Annotated in this window: 10 protein-coding genes; 2 read left to right on the top strand and 8 right to left on the bottom strand. The window is 62.5% G+C overall.

Going from position 1 to position 15409, the window contains the following annotated elements:
* Nucleotides 1–2 precede the first annotated feature (2 nt).
* A complete protein-coding gene (locus FGE05_RS05730) occupies nucleotides 3–953 on the bottom strand; it encodes a LysR family transcriptional regulator (protein ID WP_139642307.1) in 951 nt (316 codons plus the stop codon).
* 117 nt (nucleotides 954–1070) lie between these two features.
* Between FGE05_RS05730 and FGE05_RS05725 the strand changes: the two genes are divergently transcribed.
* Nucleotides 1071–2252 carry a fumarylacetoacetate hydrolase family protein gene (locus tag FGE05_RS05725; RefSeq protein WP_139642304.1) on the top strand — a complete coding sequence of 394 codons (1182 nt, stop codon included), beginning with the start codon at nucleotides 1071–1073 and terminating at the stop codon, nucleotides 2250–2252.
* A gap of 48 nt (nucleotides 2253–2300) precedes the next feature.
* On the top strand, nucleotides 2301–4085 hold the full coding sequence (locus tag FGE05_RS05720) for an IlvD/Edd family dehydratase (protein WP_139642302.1): 1785 nt from the start codon (nucleotides 2301–2303) through the stop codon (nucleotides 4083–4085).
* A gap of 85 nt (nucleotides 4086–4170) precedes the next feature.
* Here the strand turns inward: FGE05_RS05720 and FGE05_RS05715 are convergent, their stop codons facing one another.
* Genes FGE05_RS05715 through bcsB form a run of 7 tightly spaced genes read right to left on the bottom strand, consistent with a single transcriptional unit; the run spans nucleotide 4171 to nucleotide 15394 of the window.
* Entirely contained in the window at nucleotides 4171–5331 is a 1161-nt protein-coding gene (locus tag FGE05_RS05715) for a cell division protein FtsQ (protein WP_139642300.1), read from the bottom strand.
* Nucleotides 5331–6746 (bottom strand): MBOAT family protein, encoded by a 1416-nt coding sequence (locus FGE05_RS05710; protein ID WP_139642298.1) that lies wholly within the window; start codon nucleotides 6744–6746, stop codon nucleotides 5331–5333. The genes FGE05_RS05715 and FGE05_RS05710 overlap by 1 nt, the downstream gene beginning before the upstream one ends.
* Before the next feature lie 18 nt (nucleotides 6747–6764).
* Nucleotides 6765–7433 (bottom strand): alginate O-acetyltransferase AlgF, encoded by a 669-nt coding sequence (locus tag FGE05_RS05705; protein WP_139642296.1) that lies wholly within the window; start codon nucleotides 7431–7433, stop codon nucleotides 6765–6767.
* Nucleotides 7430–8098, bottom strand: coding sequence for an SGNH/GDSL hydrolase family protein (locus FGE05_RS05700; protein WP_139642294.1), 669 nt, complete (start codon nucleotides 8096–8098; stop codon nucleotides 7430–7432). The genes FGE05_RS05705 and FGE05_RS05700 overlap by 4 nt, the downstream gene beginning before the upstream one ends.
* Before the next feature lie 15 nt (nucleotides 8099–8113).
* Nucleotides 8114–12037 (bottom strand): cellulose biosynthesis protein BcsC, encoded by a 3924-nt coding sequence (locus FGE05_RS05695; protein WP_139642291.1) that lies wholly within the window; start codon nucleotides 12035–12037, stop codon nucleotides 8114–8116.
* Nucleotides 12013–13239 carry a cellulose synthase complex periplasmic endoglucanase BcsZ gene (bcsZ, locus tag FGE05_RS05690; RefSeq protein ID WP_139642540.1) on the bottom strand — a complete coding sequence of 409 codons (1227 nt, stop codon included), beginning with the start codon at nucleotides 13237–13239 and terminating at the stop codon, nucleotides 12013–12015. Before bcsZ ends, FGE05_RS05695 begins: the two co-directional genes overlap by 25 nt.
* Before the next feature lie 22 nt (nucleotides 13240–13261).
* The gene (gene bcsB / locus FGE05_RS05685) at nucleotides 13262–15394 is read right to left on the bottom strand and encodes a cellulose biosynthesis cyclic di-GMP-binding regulatory protein BcsB (protein ID WP_241801684.1); all 2133 of its coding nucleotides are present in this window, start codon (nucleotides 15392–15394) and stop codon (nucleotides 13262–13264) included.
* Between the last annotated feature and the right edge of the window lie 15 nt (nucleotides 15395–15409).

Genomic DNA, 15409 nt, shown 5'->3' with positions numbered 1-15409 from the left:
ATTCAATTGGCGGGACCGTCGTCCAGGCGAGCGTGGTCCTTGAGGATTTGTGCAAACTCCAGCGCCGCGCCCATCAATGGCTCGCCTCTGCGCGTGAGGATGCCATAATCCTGCGGCACCAGGTGCAGCGGGGTGTCGAGGGTCTTCAACTGGCCGCTCTCGAGCAATGGATCGACCATGGCATTGGGCAACATCCCGATCATCGGACCGCGCTGCAGGACCTGGAGAAAGGTCTGCATTGAAATGGTATCGACAGTGTTGCGCGGCATGCCTACCCCAGCCTCGGCGAAAGCCAGTTCCATGCGCGCGCGAATGGGTGTGCCGACCGGATAGAGAATCCACGGCAGATCCACCAACTGCCGCAAGGACGTCGGCCCGGCGTCGGCCAGGGGATGGCGGCTGTTGACCACAATGCAGAATGGTTCCGGGGCCAGGGGCTGGAAGTCATAACGCTGCTGCTGGCTTTGATCGGTAAAACGGGCTACCGCCAGATCGAGCTTCTTCTCTTCGAGCATCTCCATCAGGTGGTTACTGGTCTGCTCCACTACCTCAATCGACAGCAACGGCCAACGCTGCTTGATCTGCAAAATTGCCTCGGGCAGAGCCACCGCCGTCGCGGCAAAAATCCCGCCGACCTTGAGGTAGCCATGCCCTCCCTCGCGCAGGCTGCTGATTTGCTCGACGAACGAACGCGCGTCATTCAAGGCAATCTGCGCATACCGCAACACATGCTCGCCCAACGCCGTGGGCGGCATGCTGCGCGGTCGCCGCTCGAACAAGGCAAAGCCGAGCAGGCTCTCGATTTCCTTGAGCATCTTGCTGATGGCCGGCTGGCTGAGGTTCATCTGCTGGGCCGCCAGGTGCATGTTGCAAGTGCGGCCCAAAGTATCGATCAGCAGCAGATGACGGAATTTCAGCCAGCCGCAGAAGCTGGAAAAGGATACATCTGACATGGGCGATTTCCTCGAGCCTGCAATAACCGTTCGTTATCGATTACTGAATATATCTCATTGGAGTTTATCGTCCGCCCACCCTAGCGTGAAAACAATCACGAACCAGGAAGAACTGCCATGTCGCTATTGCTTACGCCCGAGAATACATTGCCCTCCGACGGCCTGGCCGGAACGCTGATTGGCCGCGCCTGGGTGCCCGGGCGAATCGCCGGGCCCTCGCCGATTGTGTTGCGCAACGACGGTGTGTTCGATCTGTCGGAGCATTTCGCGACCTTGAGCGACCTGCTGGAAACCGAGTCGCCCTTGACAGCCGTGAGGCAAACGCCAGGCACCTTCATCGCCAGCATTGAAGCCCTGCTCGCCAACACGGGTCCTGAGTCCGATCCCTCCAGGCCTTCGTTGTTGCCACCGTTGGATCTGCAAGTGATCAAGGCCGCCGGCGTGACGTTCGCCGCCAGCATGATCGAGCGGGTGATCGAGGAAAAGGCCGGCGGTGATCCGGAAAAAGCCGATGCCGTGCGAGCCACCGTGCGCAGTGTGATCGGCGACAACCTGCGCTCGGTGGTACCGGGCTCCGAACAGGCCATGCGCCTGAAAGCGCTGCTGATCGAGCAAGGCATGTGGTCGCAATACCTGGAAGTCGGCATCGGCCCAGACGCGGAAATCTTCACCAAGGCCCCGGTACTCGCCGCCGTGGGCAGCGGTAGCTACATCGGTATCCACCCCGGCTCCCAGTGGAACAATCCTGAGCCCGAAGTGGTGCTGGCGGTGAACAGCCGTGGCCAGGTCCATGGCGCCACCCTGGGCAACGATGTCAATCTGCGGGATTTCGAGGGACGCAGCGCGTTGCTGTTGAGCAAGGCCAAGGACAACAATGCCTCCTGTGCCATCGGCCCTTTCATTCGCCTGTTCGATGAGCACTTCAGCCTGGACGACGTGCGCGCCTGCGTGGTCGACCTGGAAGTCCAGGGCGAGGACGGTTATCGGATGCAGGGGTCGAGCTCCATGAGCCAGATCAGCCGGGATCCGCTGGACCTGGCGACCCAGACACTCAACGCCAATCACCAGTACCCGGACGGGTTCCTGCTGTTCCTGGGTACCCTGTTTGCCCCGACCGAAGACCGAGACACCGTCGGCAGCGGTTTCACCCATAAACCGGGTGACCGGGTCCGGATCAGCAGCCCATTGCTCGGTAGCCTGCATAACCGCGTGACCTACAGCTGTGAAGCCGCTCCCTGGACGTTTGGCTTGAGCGCGCTGTTGCGCAATCTTGCCGCGCGTGGATTGCTAGTACGCTGACACCGGTGCGGTTTGTCGATTCATCCAACAATAAGAGAGACAAGCATCATGAGTGACACGCCCAAACGCCGCCTGCGCAGCGAACAGTGGTTCAACGACCCGGCCCACGCGGACATGACGGCCTTGTACGTCGAGCGCTACATGAATTACGGGATGACCCGCGAAGAGCTGCAATCGGGACGCCCGATCATCGGCATCGCCCAGACCGGCAGCGACCTGACACCCTGCAACCGTCATCACCTGGAGCTGGCGCAACGGGTCAAGGCCGGTATTCGCGATGCAGGCGGCATTCCCATGGAGTTCCCGGTGCATCCGATTGCCGAGCAATCGCGTCGGCCCACCGCAGCACTGGACCGCAACCTGGCCTATCTGGGGTTGGTGGAAATCCTCCACGGCTACCCCTTGGACGGCGTGGTGCTCACCACGGGTTGCGACAAGACGACCCCGGCCTGCCTGATGGCGGCCGCGACCACCGACCTGCCGGCCATCGTCCTGTCCGGCGGGCCGATGCTCGACGGTCACTACAAGGGCGATCTGATCGGCTCAGGCACCGTACTCTGGCATGCGCGCAACCTGATGGCCGCCGGCGAAATCGACTATGAAGGCTTCATGGAAATGACCACCGCGGCGTCGCCTTCGGTGGGCCACTGCAACACCATGGGCACTGCCCTGTCGATGAATGCCTTGGCCGAAGCCCTGGGCATGTCGCTGCCGGGCTGCGCGAGCATTCCGGCGCCCTACCGCGAGCGCGGACAAATGGCCTATGCCACGGGCAAGCGCATCTGCGAGTTGGTCCGACAAGACATTCGTCCCTCGCAAATCATGACCCGCCAGGCCTTCGAAAATGCCATCGCCGTCGCTTCGGCATTGGGCGCTTCAAGCAACTGCCCACCGCACCTGATAGCCATTGCCCGGCACATGGGTGTCGAGTTGAGCCTGGATGATTGGCAACGGATTGGCGAAGACGTACCGCTGCTGGTCAATTGCATGCCGGCGGGCAAGTACCTGGGTGAAGGCTTCCACCGGGCTGGAGGCGTGCCCTCGGTCATGCATGAGCTGCAAAAAGCCGGGCGCCTGCACGAAGACTGCGCCACGGTCAGCGGCCGAACCATCGGCGAAATCGTGGGCAGCAGCCGGACCAGCGACGTCGACGTCATCCACCCCTTCGATACACCACTCAAGCACCGCGCCGGGTTCATCGTGCTCAGTGGCAATTTCTTCGACAGTGCGATCATGAAGATGTCGGTGGTGGGCGAGGCCTTTCGCAAGACGTATCTGTCCGAACCCGGTGCCGAGAACAGTTTCGAAGCCCGGGCCATAGTGTTCGAAGGCCCGGAGGACTATCACGCACGCATCGACGACCCGGCGCTGGACATCGACGAACGCTGTATCCTCGTCGTCCGCGGTGTCGGCACCGTGGGCTATCCCGGCAGCGCCGAAGTGGTGAACATGGCACCGCCGGCGGCCCTGATCAAACGCGGCATCGACTCGCTGCCGTGCCTGGGCGACGGACGCCAGAGCGGCACCTCAGCGAGCCCGTCGATTCTCAACATGTCCCCGGAAGCCGCCGTAGGCGGTGGCCTGGCGTTGCTCAAGACCAACGATCGCCTGAAAGTGGACTTGAACACCCGTACCGTCAATCTGTTGATCGACGAGGCGGAGATGGAGCGGCGCCGACGGGAATGGGTACCGCAGATGCCTCCCTCACAGACACCCTGGCAGGAGCTCTACCGGCAACTGGTGGGACAACTTTCCACCGGGGGCTGCCTGGAACCCGCCACCTTGCATCTGCGGGTGATTGCCCGTAGCGGTGAACCGCGGCATTCGCATTGAAGTATCGCTTCTCAGATATTCGCCAGGATTGACGAACGGACTGAACCATTGAGTCTCTGGACTGGACATCATCCAGTCCACAGGCTCACTCCTTCTCGCTCAACATCCCGATAGCCTCATACGGCGTCTGCAGATCACGCTCGGGAATCTCCCAGATCAGCAGCTTGGGGGGCGTATCCCGAAAAGCCGGGTTGCTGAAGTACTGATTGGCGCCACCGGAGAATTCGCCACCGTCCTTGGCGAAACTTCCCACAGGAGCTCCCAGTGCAAGTTCGAGAAACCCCAAGAAGTTGGAGTTGCGCGAGAACGAGGTGCCGATCAACGCTACATTGGGCAGGCCGCCGTCGCCGAACAGATCATCGAGGTTGTCGCCTCCGTCCTGAACGGCTTGCTGCTGCTCGCTGACTTGCGTGGCCGCTACGGTTTCCGGCGTGGGTTGCCAATTCAGCGGCAGCCAGTCGATGCCGGCCAGGTGCACGAGATCACCCGCACGCAAGGCCGCCGCGCTGGAGTGGGTGGCAAAGGTTTTTTGTGGCGTGGCGCGAATGCCCATTGCCTGTACCTGTTGCGCAATTGCCCGTGCCGCCGCATTGGAGCCGATCTCGCTCCAGTGTGTGTCGGTACGCAGGTAAGCCGATGCAGCCAACGGCTGCAACGTCGACGCAAGGTTCAGCGCCGACACCCCTGCCTGGTTCAGTGTCGCGGTCCATTCCTCCACCCGAGGGGCCAGTTCGGCCGGACGATCCAGGCCACACAACTGCGCGGCAGCAATACGGCTCTTGTCCGGCACCACCGCCACGAGCAATTGAATGCCACGTTGGCTCAGCCGTCGTTGTACGTCGATCACTGCCTGCGCCTTGGCCTCGGCGTTGGCCCGGGCGTGGTGGTTGATGCGCATCTCATCGGTCAGAAACAGCCAGCCCTGACAGCCCGGACGAACCCGGGGCCCGGTGTCATGGAACAGCAGCCAACTGGCGCCGCGCTCCAGATTGGCGGCCTGTTCGGGAAACCAGGCGTTGGACAGCTGCTTGGCGATACGGTGGGTGACGTCGCCATGCATCGCCGCATCGCGGGTCAGGTTGGGCGGCAACATTTGCACCTTGCCGCTGAACAGTAGCCAACCACAGGAAATCAAGCCGACACCGAGCAAGCCGATCAGTGTGTAGCCGGAGACTTTGCTGGTTCGGGTCACCAGGTCGCTGGGGGGCGTCGGTGCGCTGGGCGGAGACTTCTTTGGCGTCGTCATCAGAACTGAAAGTACAGGAAAGGCACGGCTTCACGGCTGGCGATCAGAGCGAACGACAGCAGGAAACCGGCTACGGGCCAAAAGGCGACAGCCAATGCATACAACGCATTGCCCGCCATTCGTCTTTCAAAACGTACCTGCCAGATCGGCAGGATCACGCACACCACGCCCAGCACCGCCGCCAGGCCCTGCACCGGCCGCAACGTCACCGCCAGCGCATCGCCGAGGGCAAACCCGTGCAGACCGAACTGCCCGGCGTACAGGGTCATGGCCGAGTGGAAGTCCGGGGCGCGGAACAGTGTCCACGCCAGGCAAACGAACAACAGCGTCAACACATGCGCCAGCACACGCGGGACAGCAGGCAGGCTCGAACGCGACCATGCCCGGTCGACACACAACGCCACGCCATGGGCCGAACCCCACAGCAAGTAGTTCCAACTATCGCCGCCATGCCACAGCCCGGCAATGGCCATGGTCAGGAACAGGTTGCGATAGGTTTTCCAGACGCCATGACGATTACCGCCCAGGCCGATGTACAGGTAATCGCGCAACCAACTGGACAGCGACAAGTGCCAGCGCCGCCAGAAGTCCTGGATACTGCTGGCCAGGTACGGCCGGTTGAAGTTTTCCGGGAAATGAAACCCCAGCATCAGCCCCAGGCCGATCGCCATGGCGCTGTAGCCGGCGAAGTCGAAGAACAGCTGCAACGAGTACGCCAGGCAACCGATCCAGGCGTCCACGAATGACGGGTTTTCCAGATGGAAGGCCACGTCCACCAACGGCGACAGGGTGTCGGCCACCAGCACTTTCATGCACATGCCGACCATGAAGCGGCGGGCACCCAGGGTGAAGTTCTGCCAGTTGAACCAGCGATCCACCAGCTCACGGCGGACCCAGTCATAACGAATGATGGGGCCGGCAATCGAGTGGCCGAACATGGAAATGTAGGTGGCGTAGTTGATGAAACTGCGCTCCACCGGAACCGTGTGGCGATGCACGTCCACCAGGTAAGAAATCGCCTGCAACACGATGAACGACAACCCGGCCGGCAACGCGACCTTCTGCCACTCAAGCGGCATGGCGCCGTAGTGGGTCATCAGCTCGCTCCATGTGCCAGCGAGGATGTTCGCGTACTTGTACCAGCACAGCACGGCGGTGTTGAACACGATCAACGCGACCAGCAGCCGCAGGCGTCCACGGGAGTCCTCGCGGCAACGGTCGACCAGCAGGCCGCCGACCCAGGCAACGATGGTCAGCACGACATGCAACGACAGGAACAGCGGGCTCAGCCAGCCGTAGAACAACCAACTGCCCGCCAGCAGCACCCCGTTGCGCCAGCCGTGGGGAACCAGGGCGTAGATCAACAGGAAGGCCGGCAGGAACAGCGTCAGGAACTCGAGCGAGGCGAAAACCATGGCGACAGCGCAATCCGATCAGTGGGACAACGTGTCCGTGGCGGCCAGGAGTCGAGGTCCGGTGGCGGTCGGCAACAGCAATACGCTGTAGCGCTCGCCCGCCTTCAGTTCACCCAGATCCAGCGCGGGGCCGACATTGGCATTGGCGCAGACCAGTTGCACGGACAACTTCACCGGGTTGATCGAGCGACGTTGCAGGTTGCCTTCGGTCACGCCTTTGAACAGGTCGGCGGTGCGACCTGCGGGGCGCAGGCTGGCGTCGACACAGCTGCTGTCCAGGTTGAAGAAGCCCAGCGAAGCCTTGAGGCCATTGAAATCGTCCGGGATGTCATGCACGGTCACTTGCCTGAGCCCCTTGCCATCCGGAAGCGCGACCACGGTCGCGAACTCGCCCGGCTCGGCCTTGACGTCCAGCGCCAGGCGCTGCTGGCCGCTGACCAGGGTGCCTTTGATAGCGCTGCTGGCCGTGACCGGGAAAAACAGCGAAGCCGGCTGCGCCGCATCCAGTTTCAGCGGCGGTTGGCCTTCCTGGGCAATGACCTGCATCGGCTCGGCGCTGCCGTTGACGAAGCGAATGAACGCAGCATCTTCGGCGGGACCGGTCGGGTACAGCGGGATGTCCGCCGCCACCACGCTCAAGCTCGACAACAGCAGCGCAGCCGCACTCAGGACCTTGGCGTTGATCATTTTTTCGCCCCTTTGCTGCTCAACGCTTCAGGCGGCAACTTGCCCAGTGCGGCGCCGATTGCAGTGCCCCAGGCCTTGTAACCTGCGACCGTGAAATGCTGACCGTCGGTGGTGACCCATTGGCCCGGCTTGGAGAAGGTCAGCGAATCGATATAGGTGCAAGGCGCGACGTTGCTGGCCAGAAATTGCGACATCAATTGGGTACGCGGATCATTTTTCTGGTACATGCCCCCCGCCTTACCCCACGCTGGGCCGACCCAGGCACATTTGGTGCCGGTCGCGGCGATGGCCTTGGTCAGGCTGGTCACGCTCTGCCAGGCCCAGGCCTTGGGAAACGCCGGTTTGTCGTAGGACGCCATGGTATCGCCGATGACCAGTACCACCAGGTCGGGCTTGTCCTTGGCGATCAGCTCGGCGATAGGCGTGGTGGTAGCGTCACGGCCCTTGATCTCGATCTTGGCGGTGCCCTTTTGCTCGGCACCACAATCGACTTTCTTGGTGATCAACCAGTCGCCAGCGCTGGCACCACAGGCGCCGATGGAATGAACGATCGCTCCCTGGCGGGTGAGATCGGCGTTGAGCGGCTCCATCAGGTGGTCCGCAAGGCTCATATGGCTTTCGCCAAGCACCAGAAGGGTCAGGCCGGCAAGGGCAGAGGCTGGCATAGATATCTCCGGGAATCAGTTCGAATAAGGAGAGCGGTAAGGGCTGACCGGGAGCGCCATCGGGCTGCCGGTCATGTCCTCGAACATGTAGCGCGCATACAGGCCACCATTGAATTGCTGATAATCGCTGGCGTTATCCATGCCGATCGTGGCGCCAAGGAAGAAGCGCGAACCGAACTTGTATTCGCCGGCTGCCGCCAGGCTGTAGCCCACGCCGGTTTTGCTCTGTCCTGAGTAGCGCGAATCGTTGGCCGCCTGACGGTCGCTGTCGTTCGGGAAGAAATCGGCGCCGTCCTGCTGGAAGTGCTGGATGCCCACCGAACTCTTGACCTGATAGGTAAAGCGCTCGGTGCGCTGCTGCCAGGTCACCGGCACGCCCAGGGCGAAATAGCTCTGGGGACTGAAGTAGCCACCATGCCCGTAGGTGAAGAAGTCCTGGTTGTTCTCGTAGCCCAGCGCCGTGGCGCTGAGGCCAACGGTGAGCGAGTGGTCCTGCATGTTGTCCAGGTACCAATAGACGCCACCGCCCAGTTCACCCCGGGTGTTGGATTCGACATTGTGTCCCACCAGTTCGTGCACGGAGCCATACCCGTAGGCACCGACCTGCGAGTTGTCGTAGCTCATTTCGCCACGTACACCGTTGGCGGTCACCCCGCCCCACGATCCACCGCCAGCACGCTTGTCGGTGGTGCCGGCAAACGACGTCAGGCTGTCGGTGACCGCGCGACGCGACGCCGCGACGCGGTAACGGAAATTGCCGTTATCGCTCAGTGGGCGATCGACACTCACGCCCCCCACCGCCGTCGTGTATTTGAAACCGATCGGCGTGGTCCCGACATCGGCCTTGATGCCTTCATCGGGACGCTCGTACGCCACCCCAAGACCGACGCCCTCGGCACGTTGCGAACCGATACCGGAGGTCGCGCTGGAGCCGCTACCGAAACGACTGGCGGCCTCGCCCTTCACACTGCCGGCCGTGAGCGCTACCGGGGTGATACGCACGGCCACACGGTTGTCACCAGCCGGCACGTTCACTTCGAACGGCGTTTCAACGTCCGTCAGTTTGCTCAGGCCCGATTCGCTGTTGTTGCTGCGAACGCTCAAGCCTTGGGCAACGTAACCGCTGCGCTCCTGCAGAATATCGTTGAGCGCGCGCTGAGCGGAGCTTGTCGAATCGACGACGGTCAGTACCGTTCGAGGTTGCGGCTGGGCATTGAAGGGATTGCTCTGCGCGACCGCGGCACCCCGCACAGAGGCCGTTTGACCGTTGCTTCGCGGCTGGCCTGGATAGGCATCGGCAGGCACGCCATCGGCACTGGCGAGCATGACGCCGCCGTTGAGAATGGCCTCTGCCGGTGGCGGAATGGCCGACGCCGGCGCGCGCAAGACCTGCCGACGCTGCCCCGCCCCACCTGCGAACGGATTCGCCGCCACATTCATCGCACCAGGCTGGGCGGCCAGGCTGCGTTGCTTCTCGCTCTGCTCGATGGCTACCGCTTTGCGCAGCACTTCAGTCGCCTTGCCGCTGTTGCCCATCGCCCGGTAGATGCGTGCGACTTCAGTCAACGATTCTGGATCGTAGTTCTGCAACGCCATGAACTGTTCCAGCGCATTTTCCGCATAGCCGTTGTCGTGGGCGAGCACGGCAGCATCGGCCGCGTTCAACAACACCAACGGGTCGTTCGGGTTGCGCTTGAGCAAGGGTTTGTACAGGTCGAAGGCCTTGGCGTTGTCGCCATTGGCGGTGTACATCCTGGCCAGGGCCGAGGTCGCGGCGACATCGCCCGGACGTTGGGCCAACGCCGGCGCCAACGTGTCATAAGCCGCGGCCAGGTCACCGCCCTCGCGCAAGCGGTCGGCCTGACGGATACGGTACAGGTACAGCACATCGTCGTAACGCTTGCGGGTCGCGACGCTCAGCGGCTGGTTCTGCAAGCTGTTCAGGATCGAATTAACCTGGGCATCATCCCCCGTCTTGAGCAGCAGGGATGCGTATTGCAGCATCAGATCGGCCGACGGCGCGCTGCTTTGGGTCAGCAACGAACGCATCATCGACAGCGCCTGCTCGACATCCCCGGCGTCGACATAAGCCGACGCCAAGGTCGCCGTGCGCTCGGGGCTACGAGCGGCCATCGGTTGCAGGCGATCCAGCAAAGCCAGGGCTTCCTGACGCTGTCCGCGCTTGGCCATGGCCGCCGCCAGATTGATCTGCGTGGTCAACGTGACCCGGTCCGCCAGCTCGTTCATGTCCGCAGTGCGGCGGTCGACGGGAATCCGGTTGATGGTGACCTGGGCGTCTTTCCACTGCTCCATTTCCACCGACAGCAAGGCACTGGTGTACAGCGCATCGACGTTGTCCGGGTGGCTTTTGAGAAAGGCGTCGATCAGATCGCGAGCCTTTTTCGATTCGCCGGTTTTCAGATACAGGCGCGCGAGGCTGAAGCGCGTCCAGACGTTATCCGGGTCGCTGTTCACGGCATCGAGCAACGCATTCTGGGCACTGCGGATATCGCCACGCTGCTCGGCCACACTGGCCATCTGGGTGGCGCGCAAGGCACGCAACTGGCCAGTATTGCCGAGCTTGGCCTGTTCAGCGGCCGGCAGGCTGTCCAACAGGCTCAAGGCTTCATCGGCATGCCCGGTTTGCGACAACACATTGACCAGGCCACGTATGGCCTGTGGGTTGCCAGGCTGGCTCGCCAGTACCTGACGGTAGCTGGCGGCTGCGCTGTCGAACTGGCCGGCCTGGGCCTGGATATCGGCCAGGGTAAGACGAGCGTCGACCCCATTGGGGTTCCAGCGCATGGCCTGGGCGACGGCCTCGGTTGCCTTGGCGGTCTGCCCTTTGGCCTGCAAGTCGCGGCCCTGTTGCAACAGCGCCCAATAGCGAACGCCGTTCAATGCGGTTTTCCAGCGGGTACCACCGGTGTTGATCGCACGGGTCAGCAGTTGTTCGGCTTCCGAGAAACGCCCCTGTTGCTGACGGACCACACCCAGACCGCCCAGGGCATCGCTATCATCCGGACGGGTCTTGAGGCGCGTCTGGAACGCCTTCTCCGCGCCGGCCTGATCGCCGTTCTCCAAGGCACGCAAGCCGCTGGCCACCAATGGGTCCTGCTGCCAGGTGGAACCGCCGGCGGTAGCCGCTTTTTGGCGACCCTTGTTCATCTGGTCACGGATGTCCTGATCATCCGGGTGAGCCCTCAGGAACTCCTCGAACAGCGGCACCTGAGCAGCATTCGGCGGACCGATCCAGACCAGCGCCAAGCGCCAGCTTTCATCGGCGTCGCCGGCGATTTCCACGCGTTTGGTCAACTTGGCGAGCACGCGAGCGCCCTCGGCACGGCTATCTTCGTGACGAATCAGTTGCTTGCCATAAAACAGCGCCAGGATCGCATCGTCGGGGGTTTCACGCAGCAAACGCTCCATGCCCTGACGTGCCTCGGACCAGCCGTCGGCGTTGAAGGCCAGGTTGTTGTAGTACTCACGCCCAACCGTGCCCTCCGGGGTCAGGCCGTTGAACATCCGGCGAAACACCTCGGTCGCCTTGTCACGCTCACCTGCGTCGACCAGGCGACGGGCCTCATCCAGTTGCGCCTTGTTCTCCGGCTTGGCCAACGCAATGTCCTGCTCCAGCTGGCGAGCCATCCAGGGTTGCGGTGACAACGCCTGCAGGCGCGTCAGGTATTCCTGGGCCTGTTGCGGCTTGTTCTGCTTGACGCCGATCAAGCCCATGCCATAGAGGGCATCGACCTGATTCGGATCCAGGCGCAGGACTTTCTGCCAGATCTCGGCAGAGCGCGACGCATTCGAGCGGGCTTGCCAGTACTGACCTTGTTCGACCAGTTGGGCCTGGATGTCCGTGCCTTCGGCATGAGCACCGGAAGCGATCAGCGCAATGAAAACTGCAACAGCTAGCGTAGAGCGGCGCGGGCGCATGACGTCTCCCAGGACAAAGTGAGCGTTCCGTCATCACGGAACTGGTAACGCTTCTCTGCCCAACCCAACCCGAACAGGCTTAGCATGACGTTGTAATAAAGAGGATCGGCACCTTGGTCGCTGCCTTTAGCGAAGGCCGCATCAATACCGTCCTGGGCGCGACGTTGCTGTTGCTCGGCCAACCATGGGTGCCCCTTGGCGATGAAATACGGCACCAGCGCCGCCGAATAGCCGAACGGCCCTGCACCATCGAGCGCAGCGGAAACCACCTGGGCTTTTTCTGGCGGGACACCGCCAGACGCCGTGCTTTGGGTCATGCCATCCAGCGCTTCCAGAAGCTTTGGATTCGCGGGATCGGTCTTGGGTGTCATCCCTGCCCACAGGTAAACGCGGATCGCATCGTAACTGCCCAAGCCGCCCTTGATCGGATCGATCACGAACAGGCCGGACTGCGCGGAAGTCCCGCGATAGCCCACCCAATCCGCGACATAGCCTTTGGGGCTGGCGCTGCGGATCAGCTTGACGGTGTTGTCCGCGATTTCTTTCCACGGCCCCTTCGGTTGTTCCTTGGCCAGCCGCAGGAGCAATGGCCGAGGCAGATAGCTCGGGTTCAGGCGCCACAGATGGTCTGGCTGAACGAAACCTTCGGGGCCAGGCAGCAGCATTTTGCCGAGGCCCGGCAACGTGACGACCAGCTTCGACTCAATGGTCTTGAGCAACTGCAACGCATCGACACGGTACTCGGGACGCTGCCACAGCCGCGCGGCTTCGAGCAGCGAGTAGACGATCCACAGGTCGGCATCGGAGGCCGAATTCGCATCCTGAAGCTGCCATTGCCCATCCTTGCCCTGCCCCCACAGCCAGCCCGGCAGACGGGTCGAGGGATCCGAACCGAGCATGTTGGCACGGGTCCAGGCCCACAGATGCTCGAAGCGCGCCGGATCGTTACCGATCAACGCGAAGAGCATGCCGTAGGACTGCCCCTCCGAGGTGCTGTGGTTGGCCTCCATGCTGGAAGACAACATCCGGCCATCGTCCTGGACATAGCGAGTGGCCCAGGACTCCCACAAAGGCCAATCCCGAGTCCCACACGCCGACTCCGTTGCGAACGACGGCAGGCACGTCAATGACGCGAGGGAGGCCAGCACTGCGCAGGCAGCGCCACGCAGCCAACCGCCGGATAGAGCGCGACGCACGTTCATCGATACGGTCTCATGGTCACGCTCAGACACTCAGTCGCTTCCTGGCCTTGGAACGCAACCCCAGGTAGGCCAGGCCGCTCAGCAACAGCACACCCAGTGCGGTCATCAGTAGCGTCCAGCCCACATGGCGCGACATCAGCCACTGCACGTACTTGACCGGTGACAGACTGCCGACGAAATACTGTTCGTCAGCCACCAGCGGCTCGATGGACTTGCCACGGATGACCACCAGGCTGCCCTGAATGGAACCTGCGCCCTGGTCCGTACGGGCCAATGCTTCAGTGGCCTGGGCCAGACCGACAGCATCCCCGCCGGCAATGACCACGACACTGCGGCCATTCTTGAGCGGCGATTCGAAGCCGGTCAGATAGGTGTTTGGCTGGCCACCGGAGAACGCCATGGCCAGACGGCTTTTGCGCAGGTTCGCTTCAGGATCGGAGCTGAGCCAGTCCTGTATGCGCAGGGTCAGGTCAGACACTTCAAAACGTTGCTGCTGACCGGTACCGGCCGCTGGCAGACGATCCGCCCATTGGCTCAGCAAGGGTTGGTTGTCACCGGACGCCATCACCAACAGGTCCTTGTCGGCAAAGGACGGAGCCTGTGCGGCCTGGATGACCGTCACGCCGGTCGCGGGGTAACCGGTGGAGTCACCGAAGCGGCCCAATACGTTCAGGTAAGCGCTTACGTCACCCGTGCCGGCGTGGTCCGGCAGCACCACCGCGGTCTGCGACAGGTCAGCCATGCGGGTGAACGGGAAGCCGGCGTCCTTGAACACGCCCAGGTTGGGCATGGCCATGAAATGGTCGTAATCGGTCAGGTCCAGCGTCGACTCAGGGTCGATGCTGCCGCGCATGTTGTCGATGATGATGTCGCGGCATTCCCCCTCCTTGATGTAGTCGTACATGTAGCGCAGTTGCAGGCGCGACTTCAGCGCAACGGAATTGAGCGGCAGCAACACGCGCATGTCACGCACCAGGGTATCGTCCTTGATCGCGCTCAATAGGCTCTTGTCCAGACGCTCCACCGAAGGCAGGGTCTCGGACTTGATCAGACCATCGTTGAAGCTGACGATGAAGGATGAATTGACGGATTTCGGCTGCGGCGTATAGCGATACTTCAGGTTCAGCGGTGCGCCATCCTGGTGCCAGTTGAACAGATCCGGCGGGAAGTTCAGCGGTACAGTGATGTCGCCCGGGTTGTACCCGGAAACGTTCAGTTGTTTGCTCGCGATCAGCTCACCCAACTTGACCGGGCGATCGGTAGGTAGCCAGTTCGGTGCATCGTAAGGCTTACGGGGCTTGAGGGTATCGAGCTTGTTGATGACCACCGTACTGCCCGACAGCGCCTGGCCACCGACCGTCAGCGCGATGGCGGCCAGCTTGAGCTCTTCGGTATTGCGCCCCGCCACCACCAGCAACTTGCCGTTGGCGTCGTTCGGGTTGGTCAGGATGCTCAGGGTCGGGCCCTTTGGCGCGGGAATCGACAATCCGCCAATCTGCGCAGGCGCGTCGCCGCTGAGCACGATCACACCGTTGCCCTGGGCGGGCAGCGTATTGAGCTGGACCCGGAAGGTCGCCCCGCGATAGCTCGCCAGGGCCCCGAACCAGGACGACAGCGCCCCCGCAGCCTCAAGGGTGCCGTTGTCCGGCGCGGCGCTGAAGATGATCGGCAGATCCAGGGGGCGGGCATCGCGCCGATCGAAGAACGGCACGGGTATCAGTGAAAGATCGTTCGGCAAGGCCAGCGGCGAGGTCTGGATCTGCAGCGAAGAATCGTTGCTGACCTTGGCCCACAGACTCGAGTGCTGAGGATCCTCACAGCTCATGGTGTAGTGGCCGATGAACTGCACGCTCAGGCGATTGAACTCGGTGATCAACTGCGGGGGAATCTCCACCGTCTGCTTCTGCAGCGTGCCGGCGTTTTCCTTGGGCAGCGGCACACTCGCCGCGACTTCGTCGTTGACCATGATGTTGATCTGCGACAGATCGGGCAGCAGCGCCGGCGAATAACTGTATTGCAGCGTCAGGTGCGCGCCGGTCACCACCTGATCGGCACGCACGTCAAAGTTGACGCTATCGGTCGCTTCGACCCCGTGCAGGTTCATCGGATAGGCGCGCCCCAACTGCTTGAGGGTCAGGTTGTAGCCATTGCCCATGTCCGCCGGCGCCGT

The organism is Pseudomonas sp. ICMP22404 (assembly GCF_006227205.1).
Classification (GTDB): domain Bacteria; phylum Pseudomonadota; class Gammaproteobacteria; order Pseudomonadales; family Pseudomonadaceae; genus Aquipseudomonas.
This window is presented reverse-complemented; position numbering and strand designations above follow the sequence as displayed.

What these genes read in the sequence shown, in the direction of transcription:
- FGE05_RS05705 (WP_139642296.1), bottom strand. Translation starts at nt 7,433, where the DNA reads ATGATCAACGCCAAGGTCCTGAGTGCGGCTGCGCTGCTGTTGTCGAGC.
- FGE05_RS05720 (WP_139642302.1), top strand. Translation starts at nt 2,301, where the DNA reads ATGAGTGACACGCCCAAACGCCGCCTGCGCAGCGAACAGTGGTTCAAC.
- FGE05_RS05725 (WP_139642304.1), top strand. Translation starts at nt 1,071, where the DNA reads ATGTCGCTATTGCTTACGCCCGAGAATACATTGCCCTCCGACGGCCTG.
- FGE05_RS05730 (WP_139642307.1), bottom strand. Translation starts at nt 953, where the DNA reads ATGTCAGATGTATCCTTTTCCAGCTTCTGCGGCTGGCTGAAATTCCGT.
- FGE05_RS05710 (WP_139642298.1), bottom strand. Translation starts at nt 6,746, where the DNA reads ATGGTTTTCGCCTCGCTCGAGTTCCTGACGCTGTTCCTGCCGGCCTTC.
- FGE05_RS05700 (WP_139642294.1), bottom strand. Translation starts at nt 8,098, where the DNA reads ATGCCAGCCTCTGCCCTTGCCGGCCTGACCCTTCTGGTGCTTGGCGAA.
- FGE05_RS05715 (WP_139642300.1), bottom strand. Translation starts at nt 5,331, where the DNA reads ATGACGACGCCAAAGAAGTCTCCGCCCAGCGCACCGACGCCCCCCAGC.
- bcsZ (WP_139642540.1), bottom strand. Translation starts at nt 13,239, where the DNA reads ATGAACGTGCGTCGCGCTCTATCCGGCGGTTGGCTGCGTGGCGCTGCC.
- FGE05_RS05695 (WP_139642291.1), bottom strand. Translation starts at nt 12,037, where the DNA reads ATGCGCCCGCGCCGCTCTACGCTAGCTGTTGCAGTTTTCATTGCGCTG.
- bcsB (WP_241801684.1), bottom strand. Translation starts at nt 15,394, where the DNA reads ATGGGCAATGGCTACAACCTGACCCTCAAGCAGTTGGGGCGCGCCTAT.